Origin of the sequence: Curtobacterium sp. PhB130 (assembly GCF_003755165.1) — a bacterium.
In the GTDB taxonomy this organism is placed as follows: Bacteria; Actinomycetota; Actinomycetes; order Actinomycetales; family Microbacteriaceae; genus Curtobacterium.
Genome location: NZ_RKII01000008.1, coordinates 330,863 through 348,730 on the forward strand (window position 1 = coordinate 330,863; position 17,868 = coordinate 348,730).

12 protein-coding genes and 1 tRNA gene are annotated in these 17,868 nt (G+C 71.2%); 4 read left to right on the forward strand and 9 right to left on the reverse strand.

The window, feature by feature from the left end:
• Together EDF24_RS11590 and EDF24_RS19520 are read right to left on the reverse strand one after the other, a co-directional pair.
• Positions 1-1,044, reverse strand: coding sequence for a glycosyltransferase family 2 protein (locus tag EDF24_RS11590; RefSeq protein ID WP_123703012.1), 1,044 nt, complete (start codon positions 1,042-1,044; stop codon positions 1-3).
• A 516-nt stretch (positions 1,045-1,560) separates the two neighbouring features.
• Positions 1,561-3,573, reverse strand: coding sequence for a S1C family serine protease (locus tag EDF24_RS19520; protein ID WP_123703014.1), 2,013 nt, complete (start codon positions 3,571-3,573; stop codon positions 1,561-1,563).
• 182 nt (positions 3,574-3,755) lie between these two features.
• Between EDF24_RS19520 and EDF24_RS11600 the strand changes: the two genes are divergently transcribed.
• On the forward strand, positions 3,756-4,982 hold the full coding sequence (locus EDF24_RS11600; RefSeq protein WP_123703016.1) for an aminotransferase class I/II-fold pyridoxal phosphate-dependent enzyme: 1,227 nt from the start codon (positions 3,756-3,758) through the stop codon (positions 4,980-4,982).
• 46 nt (positions 4,983-5,028) lie between these two features.
• Here the strand turns inward: EDF24_RS11600 and EDF24_RS11605 are convergent, their stop codons facing one another.
• Positions 5,029-5,832 carry a carbon-nitrogen hydrolase family protein gene (locus EDF24_RS11605; protein ID WP_123703018.1) on the reverse strand — a complete coding sequence of 268 codons (804 nt, stop codon included), beginning with the start codon at positions 5,830-5,832 and terminating at the stop codon, positions 5,029-5,031.
• A gap of 37 nt (positions 5,833-5,869) precedes the next feature.
• Positions 5,870-6,478: a TetR/AcrR family transcriptional regulator gene (locus tag EDF24_RS11610; RefSeq protein ID WP_123703020.1), complete on the reverse strand. Its 609-nt coding sequence runs from the start codon at positions 6,476-6,478 to the stop codon at positions 5,870-5,872.
• Positions 6,479-6,584: 106 nt separating this feature from the next.
• Between EDF24_RS11610 and EDF24_RS11615 the strand changes: the two genes are divergently transcribed.
• Complete coding sequence (locus tag EDF24_RS11615; protein ID WP_123703022.1) at positions 6,585-7,523, forward strand: aldo/keto reductase; 939 nt, start codon at positions 6,585-6,587, stop codon at positions 7,521-7,523.
• Positions 7,524-8,147: 624 nt separating this feature from the next.
• Here EDF24_RS11615 and EDF24_RS11620 read toward each other — a convergent pair.
• From EDF24_RS11620 to EDF24_RS11630, 3 genes are all read right to left on the reverse strand, one after another.
• Positions 8,148-8,224: transfer RNA gene (locus tag EDF24_RS11620), tRNA-Met, on the reverse strand.
• Positions 8,225-8,285: 61 nt separating this feature from the next.
• Positions 8,286-11,360 (reverse strand): UPF0182 family protein, encoded by a 3,075-nt coding sequence (locus tag EDF24_RS11625; RefSeq protein WP_395867942.1) that lies wholly within the window; start codon positions 11,358-11,360, stop codon positions 8,286-8,288.
• Positions 11,361-11,539: 179 nt separating this feature from the next.
• Positions 11,540-12,649, reverse strand: a complete 1,110-nt coding sequence (locus EDF24_RS11630; RefSeq protein ID WP_260233428.1) for a PDZ domain-containing protein — start codon at positions 12,647-12,649, stop codon at positions 11,540-11,542.
• 151 nt (positions 12,650-12,800) lie between these two features.
• Here EDF24_RS11630 and EDF24_RS11635 point away from each other — a divergent pair, with 151 nt between their 5' ends.
• Positions 12,801-14,207, forward strand: coding sequence for a zinc-dependent metalloprotease (locus EDF24_RS11635; protein WP_123703026.1), 1,407 nt, complete (start codon positions 12,801-12,803; stop codon positions 14,205-14,207).
• 231 nt (positions 14,208-14,438) lie between these two features.
• Entirely contained in the window at positions 14,439-15,296 is an 858-nt protein-coding gene (locus EDF24_RS11640) for a TOMM precursor leader peptide-binding protein (protein ID WP_123703028.1), read from the forward strand.
• On the opposite strand, the gene EDF24_RS11645 is transcribed toward EDF24_RS11640, so the two are convergent.
• The gene (locus EDF24_RS11645) at positions 15,181-16,926 is read right to left on the reverse strand and encodes an ATP-dependent helicase (protein WP_123654089.1); all 1,746 of its coding nucleotides are present in this window, start codon (positions 16,924-16,926) and stop codon (positions 15,181-15,183) included. The two genes, EDF24_RS11640 and EDF24_RS11645, sit on opposite strands and share 116 nt — an antisense overlap.
• The gene (nudC, locus tag EDF24_RS11650) at positions 16,923-17,858 is read right to left on the reverse strand and encodes an NAD(+) diphosphatase (protein ID WP_123703030.1); all 936 of its coding nucleotides are present in this window, start codon (positions 17,856-17,858) and stop codon (positions 16,923-16,925) included. The genes EDF24_RS11645 and nudC overlap by 4 nt, the downstream gene beginning before the upstream one ends.
• Positions 17,859-17,868: the final 10 nt, after the last annotated feature.

Below are 17,868 nucleotides of genomic sequence, written 5' to 3' on the forward strand. Positions count from 1 at the left end.
TCACCGTCCGGTGTGGGTCGTCAGCTCGGAGGTCCGCGTCAGGAACCCGACGATGAACCCGACCCCCCAGCCGATGTGGATGCAGGGCAGCACGACGAGCAGCCAGCCCAGTGTGGCGGCGTCGGATCGCCGCGAGACCGCGACGGTGCCCACGACGACGAAGAGCAGGTAGACCGCTGGCACCGCGAACCCGAGCATCGCCCAGGCGGCACCGCTGTGGAACAGGGCGCCGATCACGCCGACGATCCCGGCGACCAGGCCGAGTCCGACCGCGGCCACCATGGCCGGCGGGACGAAGTACCGGAGGCCGTTGTTCGCGGGGAACCGTCGAGCCAGTTCACCCCGCCAGAGGCCGGTCGCCACGAACTGCCGGATCAGGCGTTTGAGGCTCGGCCGCGGGCGGTAGGTCACGACGAGTTCCGGCGTGAACCACACCGTGCCGCCGGTCGTGCGCAGCCGCCGGTTGAGTTCCCAGTCCTGGCCGCGCTTGATGCCCTCGTCGAAGAGACCGACCGCGAAGAGCCGGTCTCGGCGGAATACGCCGAGGTACGCGGTCTCGGCCGGTCCCGCCTGTCCGCCGACGTGGTGCGGGGTGCCGCCGAGGCCGACGCGGCTACCGTACGCGAGCGCCACGGCCTTCTCGAACGGCGTGCGGCCCTCGGCGCGCATGATGCCGCCGACGTTGTCCGCACCGGACTCCGTCAGGGTCCGCACCGCGATCCGCGTGTACTCCTTGGGCAGCACCGAGTGCGCGTCGACACGGACCACGATCGGGTGCTCGGACGCGCGGATCGCCACGTTCAGGCCGGCCGGCGTCGAGCCGACGGGGTTCTCGACGGCGCGGATCCGGGGGTCGGCGGCACTCATCTCGGCGACGAGTTCGTTCGTGCCGTCGATCGAGGGTCCGAGTGCGAGGACGACCTCGAACGGCCCGGCGTAGTCCTGCTCGAGCAGACTCGCGACGGCGGCCCGGACCTCGGTGACCTCGTTGAGGACGGGCATCACGTACGAGACGCCCGGCAGGGGCTGTCCGTCTGTCTGCATGCGTTCCTCGGGGTCCTGGCGGTGAGCGACTCGCAGCCTATCAAGAGGCCGAGCGCCCCACCTGCGCGCTCCCCCACCACCGCCCGCCCCCGCCGAGCGGGCGAAACACCACGGTCCGCCCCGCACCCCACCCGGGCATTTCACCCGCTCACCACACACACGAACGCCCACTCCGCCGAGCGGGCGAAACACCACGGTCCACCCCGCACCCCACCCGGGCATTTCGCCCACTCACCACACACACGAACGCCCGCCCCGCCGAGCGGGCGAAACACCACGGTCCGCCCCGCACCCCACCCGGGCATTTCGCCCGCTCACCACACACACCACCGCCCGCCCCGCCGAGCGGGCGAAACACCACGGTCCGCCCCGCGCCCCACCCGGGCATTTCGCCCGCTCGTGCGAGAGCGAGCGAGCGCGCGGGGCGGGGTCGGCGGGGCGGTGCTGCGGGGCTGACGACGGACGGGAGGCCCGGTGCCGACTGGCACCGAGCCTCCCGTCCGATCTGGGGTTGCGTCAGCTCTTGCTGTCGTAGGTCCCGAGGGTCACGTCAGCCTCGTGGGACTGGCCGTTGCGCACGTAGGTGATCGTCGTCTTCGCGCCACCGGCGAAGTACCGCACCTGCGCCGTGAGGTCGGTCGCGTCCGAGACGGTCGCGTTGCCGATCTTCGTGACGACGTCGCCCTTCTGCAGGCCCGCTCCGGAAGCCGCGCCGCCGGAGGACACCGACTTGATGAGCGCACCCATCTGGGTGGCCTTGGCGTCCTCGTTCGCGTCGCCGACCGTCGCTCCGAGCAGACCGTGCGTCGCCGAGCCGTTGTCGATGATCTCGTTCGCGACCCGCTTCACCAGGTTCGCCGGGATCGAGAAGCCGACGCCGATGCTGCCCGACTGGGAGTCGGACGAGTCCGTGCTGCCGGCACTCGCGATCGCGACGTTGATGCCGATCAGCTTGCCCTTGGAGTCGAGCAGCGCGCCGCCCGAGTTCCCCGGGTTGATGGACGCGTCGGTCTGGATGACCGGGAGCGACACCGTGGCGGTGGTGCCGGTGCTCGAGCCGTTGTCGCCGTTGCCCCAGAAGTCGAACGGGCCGTTGCCGTTGTTGCCCTGGCCCTCGTTCGAGTCGCCGCCGGCGTTCGGGTCGCTCGAGGTGACCTGGATGCTGCGGTTCAGGGTCGACACGATGCCGTCGGTGACGGTGTTCGACAGACCGAGCGGAGCGCCGATCGCGACCGCGGTGTCGCCGACGTTGAGCTTCGAGGAGTCCGCGAACGACATCGGCTTCAGGTCGCTCGCGTCGATCTTGATCACCGCGAGGTCGACCGTCGGGTCGGTGCCGACGAGCTTGCCGGCGTAGATCTTGCCGTCCGACGTGGTGACCTGGATGGTCCCCGTCGAGCTGTCGCCGTCGAGCGTCACCACGTGGGTGTTCGTGACGATGTAGCCGTCCTTGCTGAGGACCACGCCGGAGCCGGTGCCGGCCTCGCTCGAGGACGACACGTTGATCGTCACGACCGAGGGAGTGGCCTGCGCGGCGACCGCGGTGACGACCGTCGCCGAGTTGTAGTCGTTGACCGTCAGGTTGCCACCACTGGAGCTCGAGGAGCTCGAGGAGGTGCCGCCGTTCGAGGTCGCCGCCACCCAGCCACCACCGGCAGCCCCGCCGACGAGCGCGCCGACGATGAGGCCGCCCACGAGGGGCAGGACGATGCGGGAACGCGTGGACTTCGGCTTCGTGGCGGTGTCCGTGGCAGCGCCTGCACCCGCTCCGGTCGCTGCTGCGCCGGAGAAGTAGTAGCCGTTGGTGCGGTCGGAGCCGTCGGGTCGCTGGTCGTCGCCGAAGGAGGACGAGGGAGCCTGGGCGGACTGGCCGTACTGCTGCTGGCCGGCGGGCTGGGAGTACGACTGCTGTCCGTAGGACTGCTGGCCGTACTGCTGCTGCCCGTACTGCTGCTGGCCGTAGGCGGACTGGTCGTACTGTGGCTGCCCGGAGGGCTGCTGTCCGTAGGCGGACTGTTCGCTCGCGGACCCCGGCGCCTGCGACGACGCCGGCTGCGCGTACTCGCCGTACCGAGGACGGTCCTGCTGGCCGTACTGGCTGGTCTGGCCGTACTGGCTGGTCTGGCCGTACTGGCTGGTCTGGCCGTACTGACTCGTTTGGCCGTACTGACTCGTCTGGCCGTAGTCGCTCGCCTGGCCGGACCCTGCGCCGTAGGGCGAGTGGTCCTGGCCGTAGCCGCCCTGCTGGCCCTGGCCCTGGTCTTGGTCGTACTGCGTCGTGGGGTACGGCGCCGTGTACTGGTTCGTCTCGTTCGCCGGCACCGGATCGATCACGTCGGTGTGGTCGGCATCAGCGTGACGCGCGTGCTCGTCGGGGCTCCCCGTCCCGGTCGCGGTGGTCTCGGAGTCGCTCGGCGTCGACGCACCAGCGTCGCCCGCCTGCTGCGCGGCATCGTCGGCGGCGACCTCGGGGGTCGTGTCGTCCGGACGGTTGTCGTCGCCGTGCCCGTTGGGCGTGGTGTCGGTCATGCTGGACGTGCTCCTTTCAAGCTCGTGCAGTCTGTCGCACGCACCTGGGCAGTGCTCCTGACGGCCCTGCGAGTGCACTATGGCGATCTTATGCGTCGGCTGTGGATCGACTCCCGGGCCCGCGCGTCGGCACGCACTAAGTTGGGGTCCGTTCAGCGTGAGCGCTCGTCGGAGGGAACCACATGCGGCAGTCAGGACCCTGGTTGCGCGCCGCGGAGGGCGCGATGCTCCTCGGCCCGGACGGCGTCCCCGCGCCGACGGTGTTCGCCGAGATGAGTGCCCTGGCAGCGCGTACCGGCGCGATCAACCTCGGGCAGGGCTTCCCCGACGAGGACGGCCCCGCCGAGGTCCTCGACGCTGCTGTGCGCGCGATCCGCGACGGCGTGAACCAGTACCCGCCAGGGCGCGGTACTCCCGATCTGCGCCTGGCGATCGCAGAGCACCAACGCCGGTGGTACGGCATCGAGGTCGATCCCGATCGAGAGGTCCTCGTGACCGCCGGTGCGACCGAAGCACTCGCCGCGACGCTCCTCGCCCTCGTCGAACCCGGCGACGAGGTGATCACGTTCGAGCCCTTCTACGACGCGTACGGGGCGCTGATCAGCCTCGCGGGCGGCACACACGTCACCGTCCCGCTCACCGCACCCGACTTCCTGCCCGACGACGACACGCTCCGTGCGGCGTTCTCGGACCGGACACGCGCCGTCCTCGTCAACACCCCGCACAACCCGACCGGCCGCATCCTCCCCACCGAGGTGCTCCGGAGGGTCGTCGAGCTCGCGGCACGGTACGACGCCCTGGTCATCACCGACGAGGTCTACGAGCACCTGACCTTCGACGTCCCGCATGTCCCCATCGCCACGCTCCCGGGTGCTCGGGAACGGACCGTGACGATCTCGAGCGCTGGGAAGACCTTCAGCACCACGGGCTGGAAGATCGGCTGGCTCACGGCTCCTCCGGCCCTGGTCGACGCGATCACATCGGTGAAGCAGTTCCTGACGTTCGTCAACGGCGCCCCGTTCCAGCCCGCGGTCGCGGCCGGACTGCGTCTCCCTGACGAGGTGTTCGCCGGGATCGCGGCGGATCTCGCGGCGAAGCACCGGGTGCTGGCCGCGGGGCTGACCGCCGCGGGCTTCGAGGTGATGCGCCCCGACGGCGGGTACTTCGTCATCGCCGACACAGCGCCCCTCGGGTACGAGGACGCGCGGGCGTTCTGCCTCGAACTCCCCACCCTCGCCGGGGTCGTCGGTGTGCCGGTCTCCGCCTTCGTCCGACCCGACCACGCCGCCGGGTACCGCTCGCTCGTGCGCTTCGCGTTCTGCAAGCGTCGATCGGTGCTCGAGGACGCGGCCGGCCGGCTCGCGGGGCTCGGCGCCCGTCACCTGACCGGCGGCTCGCAGCGCTCCTGACGGACCGGGCCCGATGCCCGTGACCTGATGGCTGGCCCGGGTGGCCTCAGCGCTCCGTGACGTCGTAGCGACGCAGTGACAACGAGGGGTTGACCCGCCGGACCTCGTCGGTGACGGCCGTGTCCACCGTCGCGACGAGCATGCCGGGGGCCGCACCGAGTGCCGCGGTGGCCACGCCAGCCGGGTCCAGCACCACCGATCCCCCGATCCCCACCGGCGGTGCCTGCCCGACGCCGACGACCCAGATCGTGTTCTCGATCGCCCTGGCCGTCAGCAGCGTGCGCCAGTGGTGCTCCTTGCCCGGACCGCGGACCCATTCAGCGGGGAGCAGCACCACGTCCACCGACGCCGCGGCCAGTCGCCGTGTGACCTCCGGGAAACGGAGGTCGTAGCACGTCTCCAGCCCGATCCGCACGCCGCCGAGTTCGAACACGGGGAGCTGTGACGGGTCGCCGGGCTCGATGCGGTCGGACTCTCGGGAGCCGAACGCGTCGTAGAGGTGCACCTTCCGGTACGTCTGCAGGACGGCTCCGTCTGCACCGATCGCGACGAGGGTGTTCCGGAAGCGCTCCGGTCGGTCCGTGGCCTCCGCGGTGCCGACGACGAGCGCGACGCCGGTGTCCCGGGCGACCTGTCGGAGGCCGGTCACGAACGGGCCGTCCATCGGCTGGGCAGCAGCCACGAAGTCGTCGTCGATCTCCGCGGTGAAGTACGACGTGTACTCGGGTGTGACGAGCAGGTCGGCGCCACGTGCTGCGGCCTCGACCGCGGCGTTGCGAACCGTCTCGAGGTTCGCCACCGGGTCGTCGACGGGGGCGAACTGCTCGGCTGCGATCGTCAGGGTCGTCACGGAGCAAGGCTAACCGGCCGACACCGGACCGGCCCGGTCAGCTCCGTCGGACGTCCAGAACGTCGAACGCCCGCCGCAGGATGCCGACCACATCGTCGTCGGCCTCGGTCGCCCACGTGGTGATCGCGACGTCGAAGCACCCCAGCGCTGCCTGCACGATCGTCCGCGCACGCAGGTCGAGGTCATCGTCCGTGCCGTCGATGCGCCGGGCGACCAACGGTGTGAGGACGTCCGCCCATGCCTGGTGCTTCTCGAGGTTCCTGGCTCGGAGGGACGGCGCGCTCGTCATCACACGGACGGAACGTCGCCCCGTCTCGGAGTCCTCACCGCCACGAGCGACCATCTGCACGAACGCTTCACGGAGCGCGGTCCACACCGGCTCGTCCGACGGTCGTGCGCGGAACGCCTCGGCGAGGGCTCCGCGATGGCGCGCCGGGTCGCCGATGACAGCGTCCTCCTTCGCGGGGAAGTACCGGTGGAAGCTCCGCGCGGAGATCCCGGCTTCGGCAGCGATCTGTTCCACGGTGACGCGCTCGAACCCGTCGGCGTCGAACCGGGCGATCGCGACGGCTGCGATACGCGCGCGCACGGCGTCGCGGGTGATGTCCCGCAGACCAGGGCGCGGTTCCGTGCTCGTGTCGCTCACGCTTCGAGTCTAGCGACCTGGCAGCAAACGCCAGTTGTGTCACCCTCTGCCATTTCCGGCGTACAGTGCCACCTGTACCGCTCTCCATGTCTCGAAAGGACAGCACATGCAGCAACGCACCCTCGGCCAGCAGGGGCTCGTCGTCGGCTCGATCGGCTACGGCGCCATGGGCACGACGTACGCCTACGGGCCGGGCGACGACACCGAGTCGATCGCTGCCATCCGCCGCGCCCACGAACTCGGGGTCACCCACTTCGACACCGCCGAGCTCTACGGATGGGGAACCGGTGAGCAGCTCCTCGGCACGGCCCTGGCACCGATCCGTGACGAGGTCACCATCGCGACAAAGTTCGGGTTCACCCCGGAGACCTACGCGCCGAACTCGCAGCTCGACCACATCCGCGAGGTCGTCGACACGAGCCTCCGCAACCTCGGCACGGACTCGATCGACCTGCTCTACCAGCACATCCACGACCCCGCGGTCCCGATCGAGGACGTCGTCGGCGTCATGCAGGAGTACGTCCAGGCCGGCAAGGTCCGGTTCCTCGGGCTCTCCAACACCGACGCCGAGAGCATCCGACGCGCGAACGCCGTGCACCCGATCTCGGTGCTGCAGACGGAGTACTCGATCTTCTCGCGCGAGTCCGAGGACCTGTTCCCCGTCGTCGACGAACTCGGGGTCGGCCTGGTCGCGTACTCACCCCTGGCACGTGGGTTCCTCAGCGGCGCGGTCGGACCGCGGAGCGCGTACGCCCCGGACGACATCCGTCAGTTCCTCGACTGGTGGGCGCCGGAACACTACGACGCGAACGCCGGCGTCGTCGCCGGACTGACCGAGCTCGCGGCCGCGAAGGGGATCTCGCTCTCCCAGCTTGCCCTCGCGTGGATCCTCGCGCAGCGAGATGACATCGTCCCGATCCCGGGATCGCGGAACCCCGGACGCGTGGCCGAGAACGTCGCCGCCGCCGACGTGACCTTCACGCCGGAGGAACTGGCCCGGATCGACGCACTCGGCCACGGTGTCCGTGGCAAGCGCGCCGGCTGATCGCGACCGCATCCGGACGGGAGGCCCGGCGCACGCCCGCCCCGGGCCTCCCGCCCGCCCCGCCCCGCGCCTCGCAGCGCCGCGCCTCGCAGCCGAGCGGGCGAAATGCCCGCGTTCCCCGCGAGCCCACCCCGCCATTTCGCCCGCTCGACCCGCGAGCCGCCGAGCCCACGACCCGACGAGCCGACGAGCGGGCGAAAGACCAGGCCCCGCCGGGCGGACACCGCGGCATTCCGCCCGCTCAACCACCCGGGGGCCGAGCGGGCGAAAGACCAGGGTCCCGGCGCATGGGCACTCTGGCACTTCGCCCGCTCGGCGCAGGCAGGGCCGAGCGGGCGAAATGCCCGGGCCCCCGCGGTGGGTACCGCGGCATTTCGCCCGCTCAACGCAGCCGGGCCCGAGCGGGACTGGGACGGGCGCGGCACGGGCGGACGGAGCGGCGCGACGACTCCGGTACCGGCGGTGCGGCGGCGGCGTCTGCGGACTCGGCGACGGCGGGCGGCGGCGGCGGCGGCGGCACCAGGCACCAGGCGGCGGGCACCAGGCGACGCCAGGCGACGGGCACCAGGCGCCGGGCACACGAAGAAGCCCCGGTCCGTGAGGACCGGGGCTTCTGTGTCGCGTTGGTTGCGGGGGCAGGATTTGAACCTACGACCTCTGGGTTATGAGCCCAGCGAGCTACCGAACTGCTCCACCCCGCGGCACGTTGATAAGCCTACACGGGTACGGGCGGGGCGCCAAATCGAGCGCCCCGCCCGTGTGTCAGTTGCCCGAGCTGCTGTCACCCTCGGCGTCGATCGCGGCCTGGATGGCCTCCTGCAGACGCTTGTCCGCCTCCGCCGCGGCGACGAGGTCGTTGTCCGCGTAGGCCTGCGTCCGGTCCTGCAGCGCAGCGTTCGCGTCCGACAGGGCCTGCTGCAGCGCCGGGCTCGGCGTGGTGCCCGTGCCCGTCGAACCGGAGGACCCGGAGGACCCGGAGGACCCGGTCGACCCGGAGTCGGTCGACCCGGAGCCGGAGCCGCTGTCCGAGGACCCGGAGTCGGAACCGGAGCCCGAGGACCCGGACCCGTTCGCCGCGCCCTGGTCACCCGCGGCCGCACCGGAGTCACCACCGAAGAGCTGGTTCAGCGCCTCGTCGAGGGTGTCCTCGAACGCGATCTTGTCACCGAAGGCCACGAGGACCTTCTGCAGCAGCGGGTACGAGCCACTCGACGTCGACTGGACGTAGACGGGCTGGACGTAGAGGAACCCGCCACCGACCGGCAGCGTGAGCAGGTTGCCCTGCTTCACGGTGCTGTTCCCGCGTTTCAGGATGTTCAGCTCCTGCGACACGGTGGTGTCGGAGTTGAACAGGTTCTGCACCTGGAGCGGGCCGGGGATGTTGTCCGTCTTCGGGATCGTCAGCAGTGTGAGCTTCCCGTAGCCGGACGAGCGTTTGCCCTTGCCGGCCCCTCCGGCGTCGGAGTCGACGGCGAGGTACCCGGTCAGCACGTTCCGCGCGTTCGACCCCGTCTGCTGGGGTATGTACGTCGTGTAGAGCGTGTAGGCGGTCCCCTGCCCCGGTACCTTCATCGTCAGGTAGTACGGGTCCTGTTGGTCGGCCTTGGCGGTCGTCGTCTGGGTCCCGAGCGCGTTGGTCGTCGTCGTGGAGTCGGTCGCGGTGGTGTCGCTGTCGTTCGACCCGCTGGTGGGGTCGGACGGTGTCGTCCACGCGTCGTCTCCGGAGTAGAACGAGTTCGCGTTGGTGACGTGGTACGTCCCGAGGATCGACCGCTGCACCTTGAAGAGGTCGGTCGGGTAGCGCACGTGGTCGAGGAGCTCGGCGCTCATCGAGGACACGGACTTCATCGACGTCGGGAAGATCTTCTGCCACGTCTTCAGCACCGGGTCCTTGGTGTCCCACGTGTAGAGGGTGACCTTGCCCGTGTAGGCGTCGACGGTGGCCTTGACCGAGTTCCGGATGTAGTTGACCTGGTCGGTGCGGTAGGTCGAGGACTCGGTGCCGTTGATGCTGTCCGACAGGCTCTGGCTCTGCGAGTACGGGTACGCGTCACTGGTCGTGTAGCCGTCCACGATCCACTGCAGCCGGTGGTCGACGATCGCCGGGTAGGCGTCGCTGTCCAGCGTCAGGTACGGCGCGACCTTCTTCACGCGGGTGATCGGGTCACGGTCGTAGAGGATCTGCGAGTCCTGGTTCACCGCGTTCGAGAGCAGGATCTGCTCCGACTGGAACTTCGCCGCGTAGACGAGCCGGTTGAAGAAGTTCCCGATGCTCGGGCCGCCGTTGCCCTGGTAGGTGGTGGTCGCGTTGCCGCCGTTGGCGTCGTTCGAGTCGTCGGAGCCGGACGGGTAGTCGAGCTCGACGTTCTTCGAGCCCTTCGGCGCACCGACGATCGAGTACGGCGGCGAGGTCTCACCGAAGTACACGCGCTGCTGGTAGTCGCCGAGGGCACCGGTGGTCGGGATGCCCGACTCGAGGAACACCGGCTTGCCGTCGCTGGCGCGCTGGTTGCCGTAGGCCGCCGTGACGCCGAAGCCGTGGGTGTAGACGAACGTGCGGTTGTACTGCGTGTTCGCCGCGGCGCTGAGGCCGTCGAGGTCGATGTCGCGGACCGCGATGACGGTGTCCTCGGTCTGGCCCTTGATGTCGTAGCGGTCGACGTCGAGCTCGTCCGGGAACTGGTAGTACTGCCGCGACTGCTGCAGCTGGCTGAACGTGTCCGACACGATCTTCGGGTCGATCAGGCGGATGTTCGTCGTGGTCTGGGCGTCTTCCGCCAGGGCGCCGGTGGCCGTCTCAGTGGTGGCGTCGTAGTTCGACTCCTTGACGCCGGCGACCCCGTAGGCGTCACGGGTGGCGTCGATGTTCCGCTGGATGTACGCGGACTCGAACGAGCGCTCCGACGGCGCGACCTGCAGACGCTGGACGATCCACGGGTAGATGCCGCCGATCACGATGGCGGAGACCAGGAGCAGCCCGGTGCCGACGATGGAGATCCGCCAGCGGCCGATGATCGCGGTGACGATGAACAGGAGCGCGACGATCGCGGCGATGCCCGCCATGATCTCGCGGCCCGGGATGGTGGCGTTGACCTCGGTGTACTGCGCACCGGTGATCAGCGAGTTGCTCTTCGTGAGGGCCGCGTACTGGTCGAGCCAGAGACTGACGGCCTGCAGCGCGATGTAGACGGCGGCGGTGATCGCGAGCTGGACGCGGGCGGCGCGCGAGATGCGGACCTCTCGCCCACCGAAGCGCATGGCGCCGTAGAGGTAGCACGCGGCGAGTGCGGCGAGGCCGGCGATCAGCACGACCGCGGACGAGTACGCCACGACCGAGCGCCAGAACGGCAGCTCGAAGACGTAGAACCCGATGTCGAGTCCGAACTGCGGGTCCTTCTGGCCGAACGGGGTCCGGTTGAAGTACTCGAGCACCATGCTCCAGCGCGGCGCCGTCGCGAGCCCGGCGAAGATGCCGAGGACGACCGGGATGCCGATCATCACGACGCGGCGGAGCGGCTCGATGACCTGCTGGTAGCGGTCCAGCTGCGAGCCGAGCTTCGCGTAGACCGGCCGGAACCGGAACGCCAGCAGGATGCTCAGGTACACCGGGACGGCCATGCCGAGGAACCCGGCGAAGAACATCGCCGTCCCTGCGATCCACCTGGTGGTCAGGACCTGCTGGAACCCGAGCTGCGCGAACCACGCGTAGTCGGTGTACAGGCTGGCGAAGATGAAGAAGGCGATCACCAGTGCAGCGAGCACGATGATCGTGACCACGATCGGGACACGCGGCGAACGCCGTCCCGCGGTGGACGAGGTGGACGAGGCAGTCGTCACGTGATGTGCTCCAGACGTGTCGGACCGGCGGCCCGGCGCACCGGGCCGTCAGTGCTCACGATCCTATTGGACCGGACCGACTGCGAACCTGTACCCGATCTCAGGATGACGGCCAGGGCCTCCCGTCCGGTGCGGTGACGACCACCCCGGGAACGCGAGCCGGGTCGACGCCGACCGTCTCAGGAGCCGCAGGTGGCGAGACCGGCCGTGCTCTTCCCGCTCGCGATCGTGTCGAGGTCGGTGACCGCCTGGTCCAGCGTCTTCACGGCGTAGACGTCGAGCCCGTCCGGGACGTGCCCGACGACCTCGTCACAGTTCGACGCCGGCGCGAGGAAGACGGTCGCTCCCGCGTCCTTCGCGCCGTACAGCTTCTGCCGGATCCCGCCGATGGCCCCGACCTCGCCGTCCGCGGTGATGGTGCCGGTGCCGGCCACGTGCTTGCCGCCGTTGAGCTTGCCCGGTGTGATCTCGTCGATGATCCCGAGCGCGAACATCATGCCGGCGGAGGGTCCGCCGACGTCCTGCAGCTTGATCGAGACGTCGAACGGGAAGTCGTAGTGCTCGACGACCCCGACGCCGAGGAGCGCGGTGCCGCTCTGCTCGCGCGGCGTGACCTGGACGTCCTCGGACTTCCCGTCACGGGTGATCGTCACGGTCGCCGGCGACGAGGTGCCGTGCTTGCCGACCAGGTCGCGGAGCGTCGTCGCGTCCGCGTTCGTCGTCAGCGAGGTGCCGTCGAACGCCGTGATCACGTCGCCCTTCTCGATCACGCCGTCGGCCGCGGTGTCCTTGCCGACCGTCCCCACCTCGAGCTCCGTGGGGATCGTCGTCCCCTGCTGGATCAGGGCAGCGGCCACGGCGGACTGCTGCGAGTTCGTCATGTCGGCGGCGTCCTGCTCGTTCACCTGCTCGGTCGTGGTGCCGGGTGGGTAGATCGCCGAGGCGGGGACGACGGCCTGCGACTTGGTGAACAGCGCGCGGATCACGCTCGTCCACGCCGGACGCTGTGTGGCCGTGCCCTCGACGCTCACGGTGAGCATGTCGAGCGCGCCGGACGTCGGGTACGTCGGGTGCCCGTCGACCTGGATCAGCTTGACGTCCTTCGCGTCCTTGCCGGTCCCCTGCTGCTGCGTGCCGATCGTGTTGAACACGGGGCCGGGCAGCTCGATGACGTACGGGCTCGGCAGGACGCTGGCGATGATCGCGAGCACGACGGCCCCGATCACGAAGGCCCAGCCAACGGTCCGGGTGCGGGAGCGACGACGGGGCGCGGGCGCGAAGAGGGTCAACGGGGTCCTTCCGGAGGGACGCATGCGGGCCGACCGCCCACCTGCTCGCCCTTCCTGCCGGAGGGGCTGTTCGCCCTCGGCGCAGCCGGATGGGCGTTCCCACGGGGCCGTCCCAGGTCCGGTCCCACGAGCGGGGATTAGCGTAGTCGGCATGCCTGATGAACCGCAGCCGGGGCCGGACGACGACTTCCAGGAGATGCTCCGCAAGCTCCTCGCCGGCGAGGGGCAGATCGACCCGTCACAGCTCGCCGGTGCCGCCGGTCTGCCCAACGACCCCGCCTTCGTCGCGAACCTGATGAGCCAGCTCCAGCAGGCCGCCCAGAACGGCGGCGACGGCATCGACTTCTCGGTGACCGCCGAGCGCGCGGTCGCGATCGCCAAGGACGGCGCGCACGGTGTCGACCCGGCGACGAGCCAGGCGAGCGACCAGGCGTTCCAGGTCGCGGCGCTCTGGCTGGACGAGGTCACGAGCGTCGCCGAGCTCACCGCGACGCCGAGCCTGTACACGCGGGAGCAGTGGGCGAAGGCGACCGCGCCGGTCTGGTCGCAGATCGCCGAGCCGGTCGCGGCGAGCATCGCCGACGCCCTCACCGAGGCGATCGACCAGCGCGCGCCGGAAGAGCTGAAGGCCATGCTCGGTGACGTCTCGAAGGCGATGCGCGGCGTGGGCGGCGCACTCTTCGCGATCCAGCTCGGCCAGGTCGTCGGGCAGCTCTCGAAGGAGGTCGTGTCCGGCGGCGACGTCGGGATCCCGCTCCTCGACGAGCAGGTCGCGGCGCTCCTGCCGCAGAACGTCGCCGAGTTCGCCGAGGGCCTCGACGTCCCCGTGGACGAGGTCCGGATCTACCTCGCGGTGCGCGAGCTCGCGCACGCCCGGCTGTTCCGGTCGGCGCGCTGGCTGCGGCTGCACATCATCTCCTCGATCACCGAGTACGCCCGCGGCATCCACATCCCGTTCGACCGGGTCGAGGAACTCGCGGCCGACATCGACCCCACCGACCAGGAGCAGCTCCGCGACGCCCTGGCGTCCGGTGCGCTGATCCCGCCGCGCACCCCCGAGCAGGACGCCGCGCTCGCCCGCCTCGAGACGATGCTCGCGCTCGTCGAGGGCTGGGTCGACACCGTCACCGCCGCCGCCACCGCGCGGCTCCCCCGGTCCGGTGCGATCGCCGAGACCGTCCGCCGCCGCCGTGCCGCCGGTGGCCCCGCCGAGTCCGCGTTCGCGACGCTCGTCGGGCTGGAGCTGCGCCCCCGCCGTCTCCGTGAGGCCGCGGCGATGTGGCAACGGGTCACCGACGAGCTCGGTGCCGAGCAGCGCGACGCGCTCTGGGAGCACTTCGACCTGGTGCCCGTCTCCGATGACATCGACGCACCGGACGCACTGGTGGCGCGGCTCCGGAACCCGGGGCAGACGCCGGAGGACGACGAGTTCGACCGTGCGCTCGAGGACCTGCTGAACGACTCGACGGGGTCGCGTCCGCGGGAGGACGAGTCGGGCGGGGTGTCCGACGATGACGGTCCCGACGCCGGTCCGGCTCCCGAGGACGGCCCCCGCTAGTCCCGTCCGGCCGACGGGCCGCGGTGGTGGTCCCGTCCGGCCGACAGGTCGCGGTGGTGGTCCCGTCCGGCCGACGGGCCGCGGTGGTGGTCCCGTCCGGCCGACGGGCCGCGGTGGTCCGGCCTGGAGGCTCGGATCGCCGCCGGCACCCGACCGGCTGTGGGCAACGTGGTTGTCCACAGATCCGACGGTCGCGCCCCGACGCCCGGTCCCGTCCGCCACGGTGGACCCATGGGCATCCGCATCGATCCGACGCTCGAGTTCGTCTGGCGTGACCCGGTCACCGTGCAGCTCGGCGTCGACCCGCCGCGCGCCGTGGTCGGCGTCCCCACCACGGCCGAGGAACGCTTCCTCCTCGCACTCCGGCGCGAGACCGGCCGGGACGCCCTCGCCGGGGTCGCGGGCAGCGTCGGGTGCCGGCCAGAGGTCGCGGCACGGGTCCTCGGCGCGGCGAGCCCGGCGGTGCTCGACATGCTCCCGGAACCCCTGGTCCGCGTCGAGGTCCACGGGGTCGGCGCACTGCCCGACACGCTCGACACGTTCCTGACCGGGGAAGGTGTGACCGTGGTCCGGACCACGGCCCGGCGCGGCGGTCCGGTCACGGTGCCGGACCCGGAACCGAAGACCGCGGTCGTGGTGGCCGACCACGTCGTCGACCCGGCGCTCCGTTCGGCGTGGACCCGTCGCGGCACCCCGCACCTGCCGGTGGTCGTGAGCGACGGGCGCATCCGGGTCGGCCCGTTCCTGGTCCCCGGCGCGGGGCCGTGCATGCAGTGTCTCGAGTACGCGCACGTCGACGACGACCCGACCTGGCCGGCGATCGCCGCGCAGGTGTGGGGGCGGCCGGCCGCGCCGCTCTCGCCGTACCGGGTCGGCGCGGTGGCCGCAGCGGTCACCCGTCTCGTCGTCGAGCGGTTGCCGCGGCGCGCCTCCGTCCCCGGCGACGACCAGCTCGTCTTCGACCGCGACGACCTCAGCGTGTCGCGTCGGCCGGCGCGGCCGCACCCCCGGTGTGCGTGTCGATCGCTGCCAGGAACCGGCTCGGAGCGCGCGCTCCGCCCCGAGTGGACCCCTGTCGTGACCACGTGATCGTGACCGTCCGGCGGGCTCGGGTGAGTCCGACGTAGAACAGCCGGCGCTCTTCGTCGACCTCGGCGTCGGTGGTGGCGTGCGAGATCGGGAGCAGGCCCTCGGCGGCACCGGCGATGACGACGTTCGGCCACTCCAGGCCCTTGGACGAGTGCAGCGTCGCGAGTGTGACGGCGTCGAGTTCGGGCTCGTGGTGGGTCGCTGCCCGGTCGACCAGGTCCTGGGTGAACTGCTGCATCGTCGTGCCCGCGGGGGCGTCCTCGGCGAGGCCCATGATCGCCTGCAGCGCGTCCCACTGCTCGCGGACCGCGCCGGTGCCCTCCGGCGGGGTCGGGGTCCACCCACTGACCTGCAGCACCAGGCCCACGCGCCGGGTCAGTTCGTCGTCGGTCTGCCGGATCGCCTCACCGCGCATGTGGTGCACGGCGAGCTTCACCTCGGGACGGTCGAAGAACCGGGTGCCGCCCTGCACCCGGTACGGGATCCCGGACCGGCCGAGGGCCGCCTCGAGCGCTGCGGACTGGGCGCCGACACGGAACAGGACGGCGCAGTCGCCGTAGGCACCGCCCTCGCTGACCAGGTCCGTGATCCGGCGTGCGATCGTCGCAGCCTCGTCGCCGTCGTGCACGCAGGGCACCACGACGGGCTCGGGGCCGGGCACCGGGTCCTGCGCCGCGAGGTCGAGTGCTCCGGGTCGGCCGCGCATCAACGCGTTGGCGGCGTTGACGACCTCTCGCGTGGACCGGTAGTTCCGCTCGAGCCGCAGCACGGACCCCCGCGGGAACTCCGACCCGAAGCCGAGCAGGTACTTGCTGGACGCGCCCGCGAAGGAGTAGATCGTCTGGCTTGCGTCGCCGACGACGCAGAGGTCCTGCCGATCGCCCAGCCACGCCCGGAGCAGGTCGTGCTGGACGGGCGAGACGTCCTGGTACTCGTCGACCACGAAGAACCGGTACTGCTGCCGGACGTAGCTGGCGACGCGCGGTTCGGTCTCGACCATGCCGAGGGTGGCGAGCAGGACGTCCTCGAAGTCCATCTGCCGGCGGTCGTCCTTGAGCCGCTCGTACGCGCGCATCAGGTCGATGACGCGCGCCGGACTGGTCTCGCGCGGCATCACCCGGTCGACGGCCGCCGCCTCGTACTCGTCGAGGGTGAGCCGCTGGACCTTCCGCCACTCCACCTCGGCCGCGAGGTCCCGGAGCACCGGCTTGTCGACGTGCATCCCGATCGTGTCCGCGGCGTGCGCGATCATCCGCGCCTTGGACTCGACGATCTTCGGCGCGTGGCCGCCGACGGTGTCCGGCCAGAAGTAGCTCAGCTGCGACATCGCGGCGGCGTGGAAGGTCCGCGCCTGCACGCTCCCGGCGCCGAGCGCGCGGAGGCGGGACCGGAGTTCACCGGCCGCCCGGGTGGTGAACGTCAGTGCGAGGACGTGCGCCGGCGAGTAGGTGCCGGTGGCGACGCCGTAGGCGATCCGGTGCGTGATGGCCCGCGTCTTGCCGGTCCCGGCGCCGGCGAGGACGGCAACGGGGCCGAGGAGGGTCGTCGCGACGGTGCGCTGCTCCGCGTCGAGCGCTGCGAGCAGCGCCTCCGGGGAGGGTGGTGTCGGCCCGGCCGGGGTGGTGCTCACGGCAGGTCCAGCGGGCCGCCGTACCACTCCTCGATGATCGCCCGGGCGATCGACGTCCGTCCGGGCAGGAGCAGGGTGTCGCCGGCACGCTCGCGGATGTCCTCACGAGAGAACCAGCGGACGTCGAGGATCTCCACGCCGTCCGGGCGGGCGGTCGACGGGTCGCCGTCCACCGCACGGGCACGGAACCCGACCATCAGCGACGCCGGGAACGGCCACGGCTGGGATCCGAGGTACTCAGGCTCCTCGACGTGCACGCCGGACTCCTCGAACACCTCGCGGCGGACGGCGTCCTCGAGCGACTCCCCGGGCTCGACGAACCCGGCGAGCAGCGAGTACCGGTCCTGGTCCCACGCGGCGTTCGACCCGAGCAGGATGCGGTCGTCGGCGTCGACGACACCCACGATGATCGCGGCGTCGGTGCGGGGGAAGAGCTCGTGGCCCTGGTCGTCGCGGCGGACCCAGCCGCCGGTGACCACCTCCGTGCTCGAGCCGGTGCGGGGCGAGAAGCCGTGCACCGCGTGCCAGTTCGCCATCGCCACGGCCTCGACCGCGAGGCCCTGGTCACGCGGGGACAGCTCGGTGCCGAACATCCGGAGGCTCTCCCAGGCGGCGTCCTCGGGCTCGATCCGCGCGGCGGTGTCGGCGTCGACGAGGACCGCGGCGAACCGGGTGCCGGCCGGAGCGTCGGCGGCGTCGGACACGGAACGGCCGAGGTAGACCAACGGTGCCCCCTCGGGCACGTCGGCCGCGGCGACGAACCGCAGCGTGCCGTCCGGGTTCCGGAGCATCGCGGCGCCGTGCACCGGCAGGAAGCGGGTCGCCTCGTCGTCGCGCAGCACCCGTCCGAGGCCGGGCGTGCTGCGGTACTCGGCATCACGGTCGAGCTCGTTGCGGGCGAGCGGCAGCCGGGCGGCGAACTCCACGGTCACGGATGACTCC

Bases quoted from the DNA above. Each gene is read 5' to 3' on its own strand.
- EDF24_RS11590 (WP_123703012.1), bottom strand. From the start codon at position 1,044: ATGCAGACAGACGGACAGCCCCTGCCGGGCGTCTCGTACGTGATGCCC.
- EDF24_RS11615 (WP_123703022.1), top strand. From the start codon at position 6,585: ATGCAGCAACGCACCCTCGGCCAGCAGGGGCTCGTCGTCGGCTCGATC.
- EDF24_RS11635 (WP_123703026.1), top strand. From the start codon at position 12,801: ATGCCTGATGAACCGCAGCCGGGGCCGGACGACGACTTCCAGGAGATG.
- EDF24_RS11640 (WP_123703028.1), top strand. From the start codon at position 14,439: ATGGGCATCCGCATCGATCCGACGCTCGAGTTCGTCTGGCGTGACCCG.
- EDF24_RS11600 (WP_123703016.1), top strand. From the start codon at position 3,756: ATGCGGCAGTCAGGACCCTGGTTGCGCGCCGCGGAGGGCGCGATGCTC.
- EDF24_RS19520 (WP_123703014.1), bottom strand. From the start codon at position 3,573: ATGACCGACACCACGCCCAACGGGCACGGCGACGACAACCGTCCGGAC.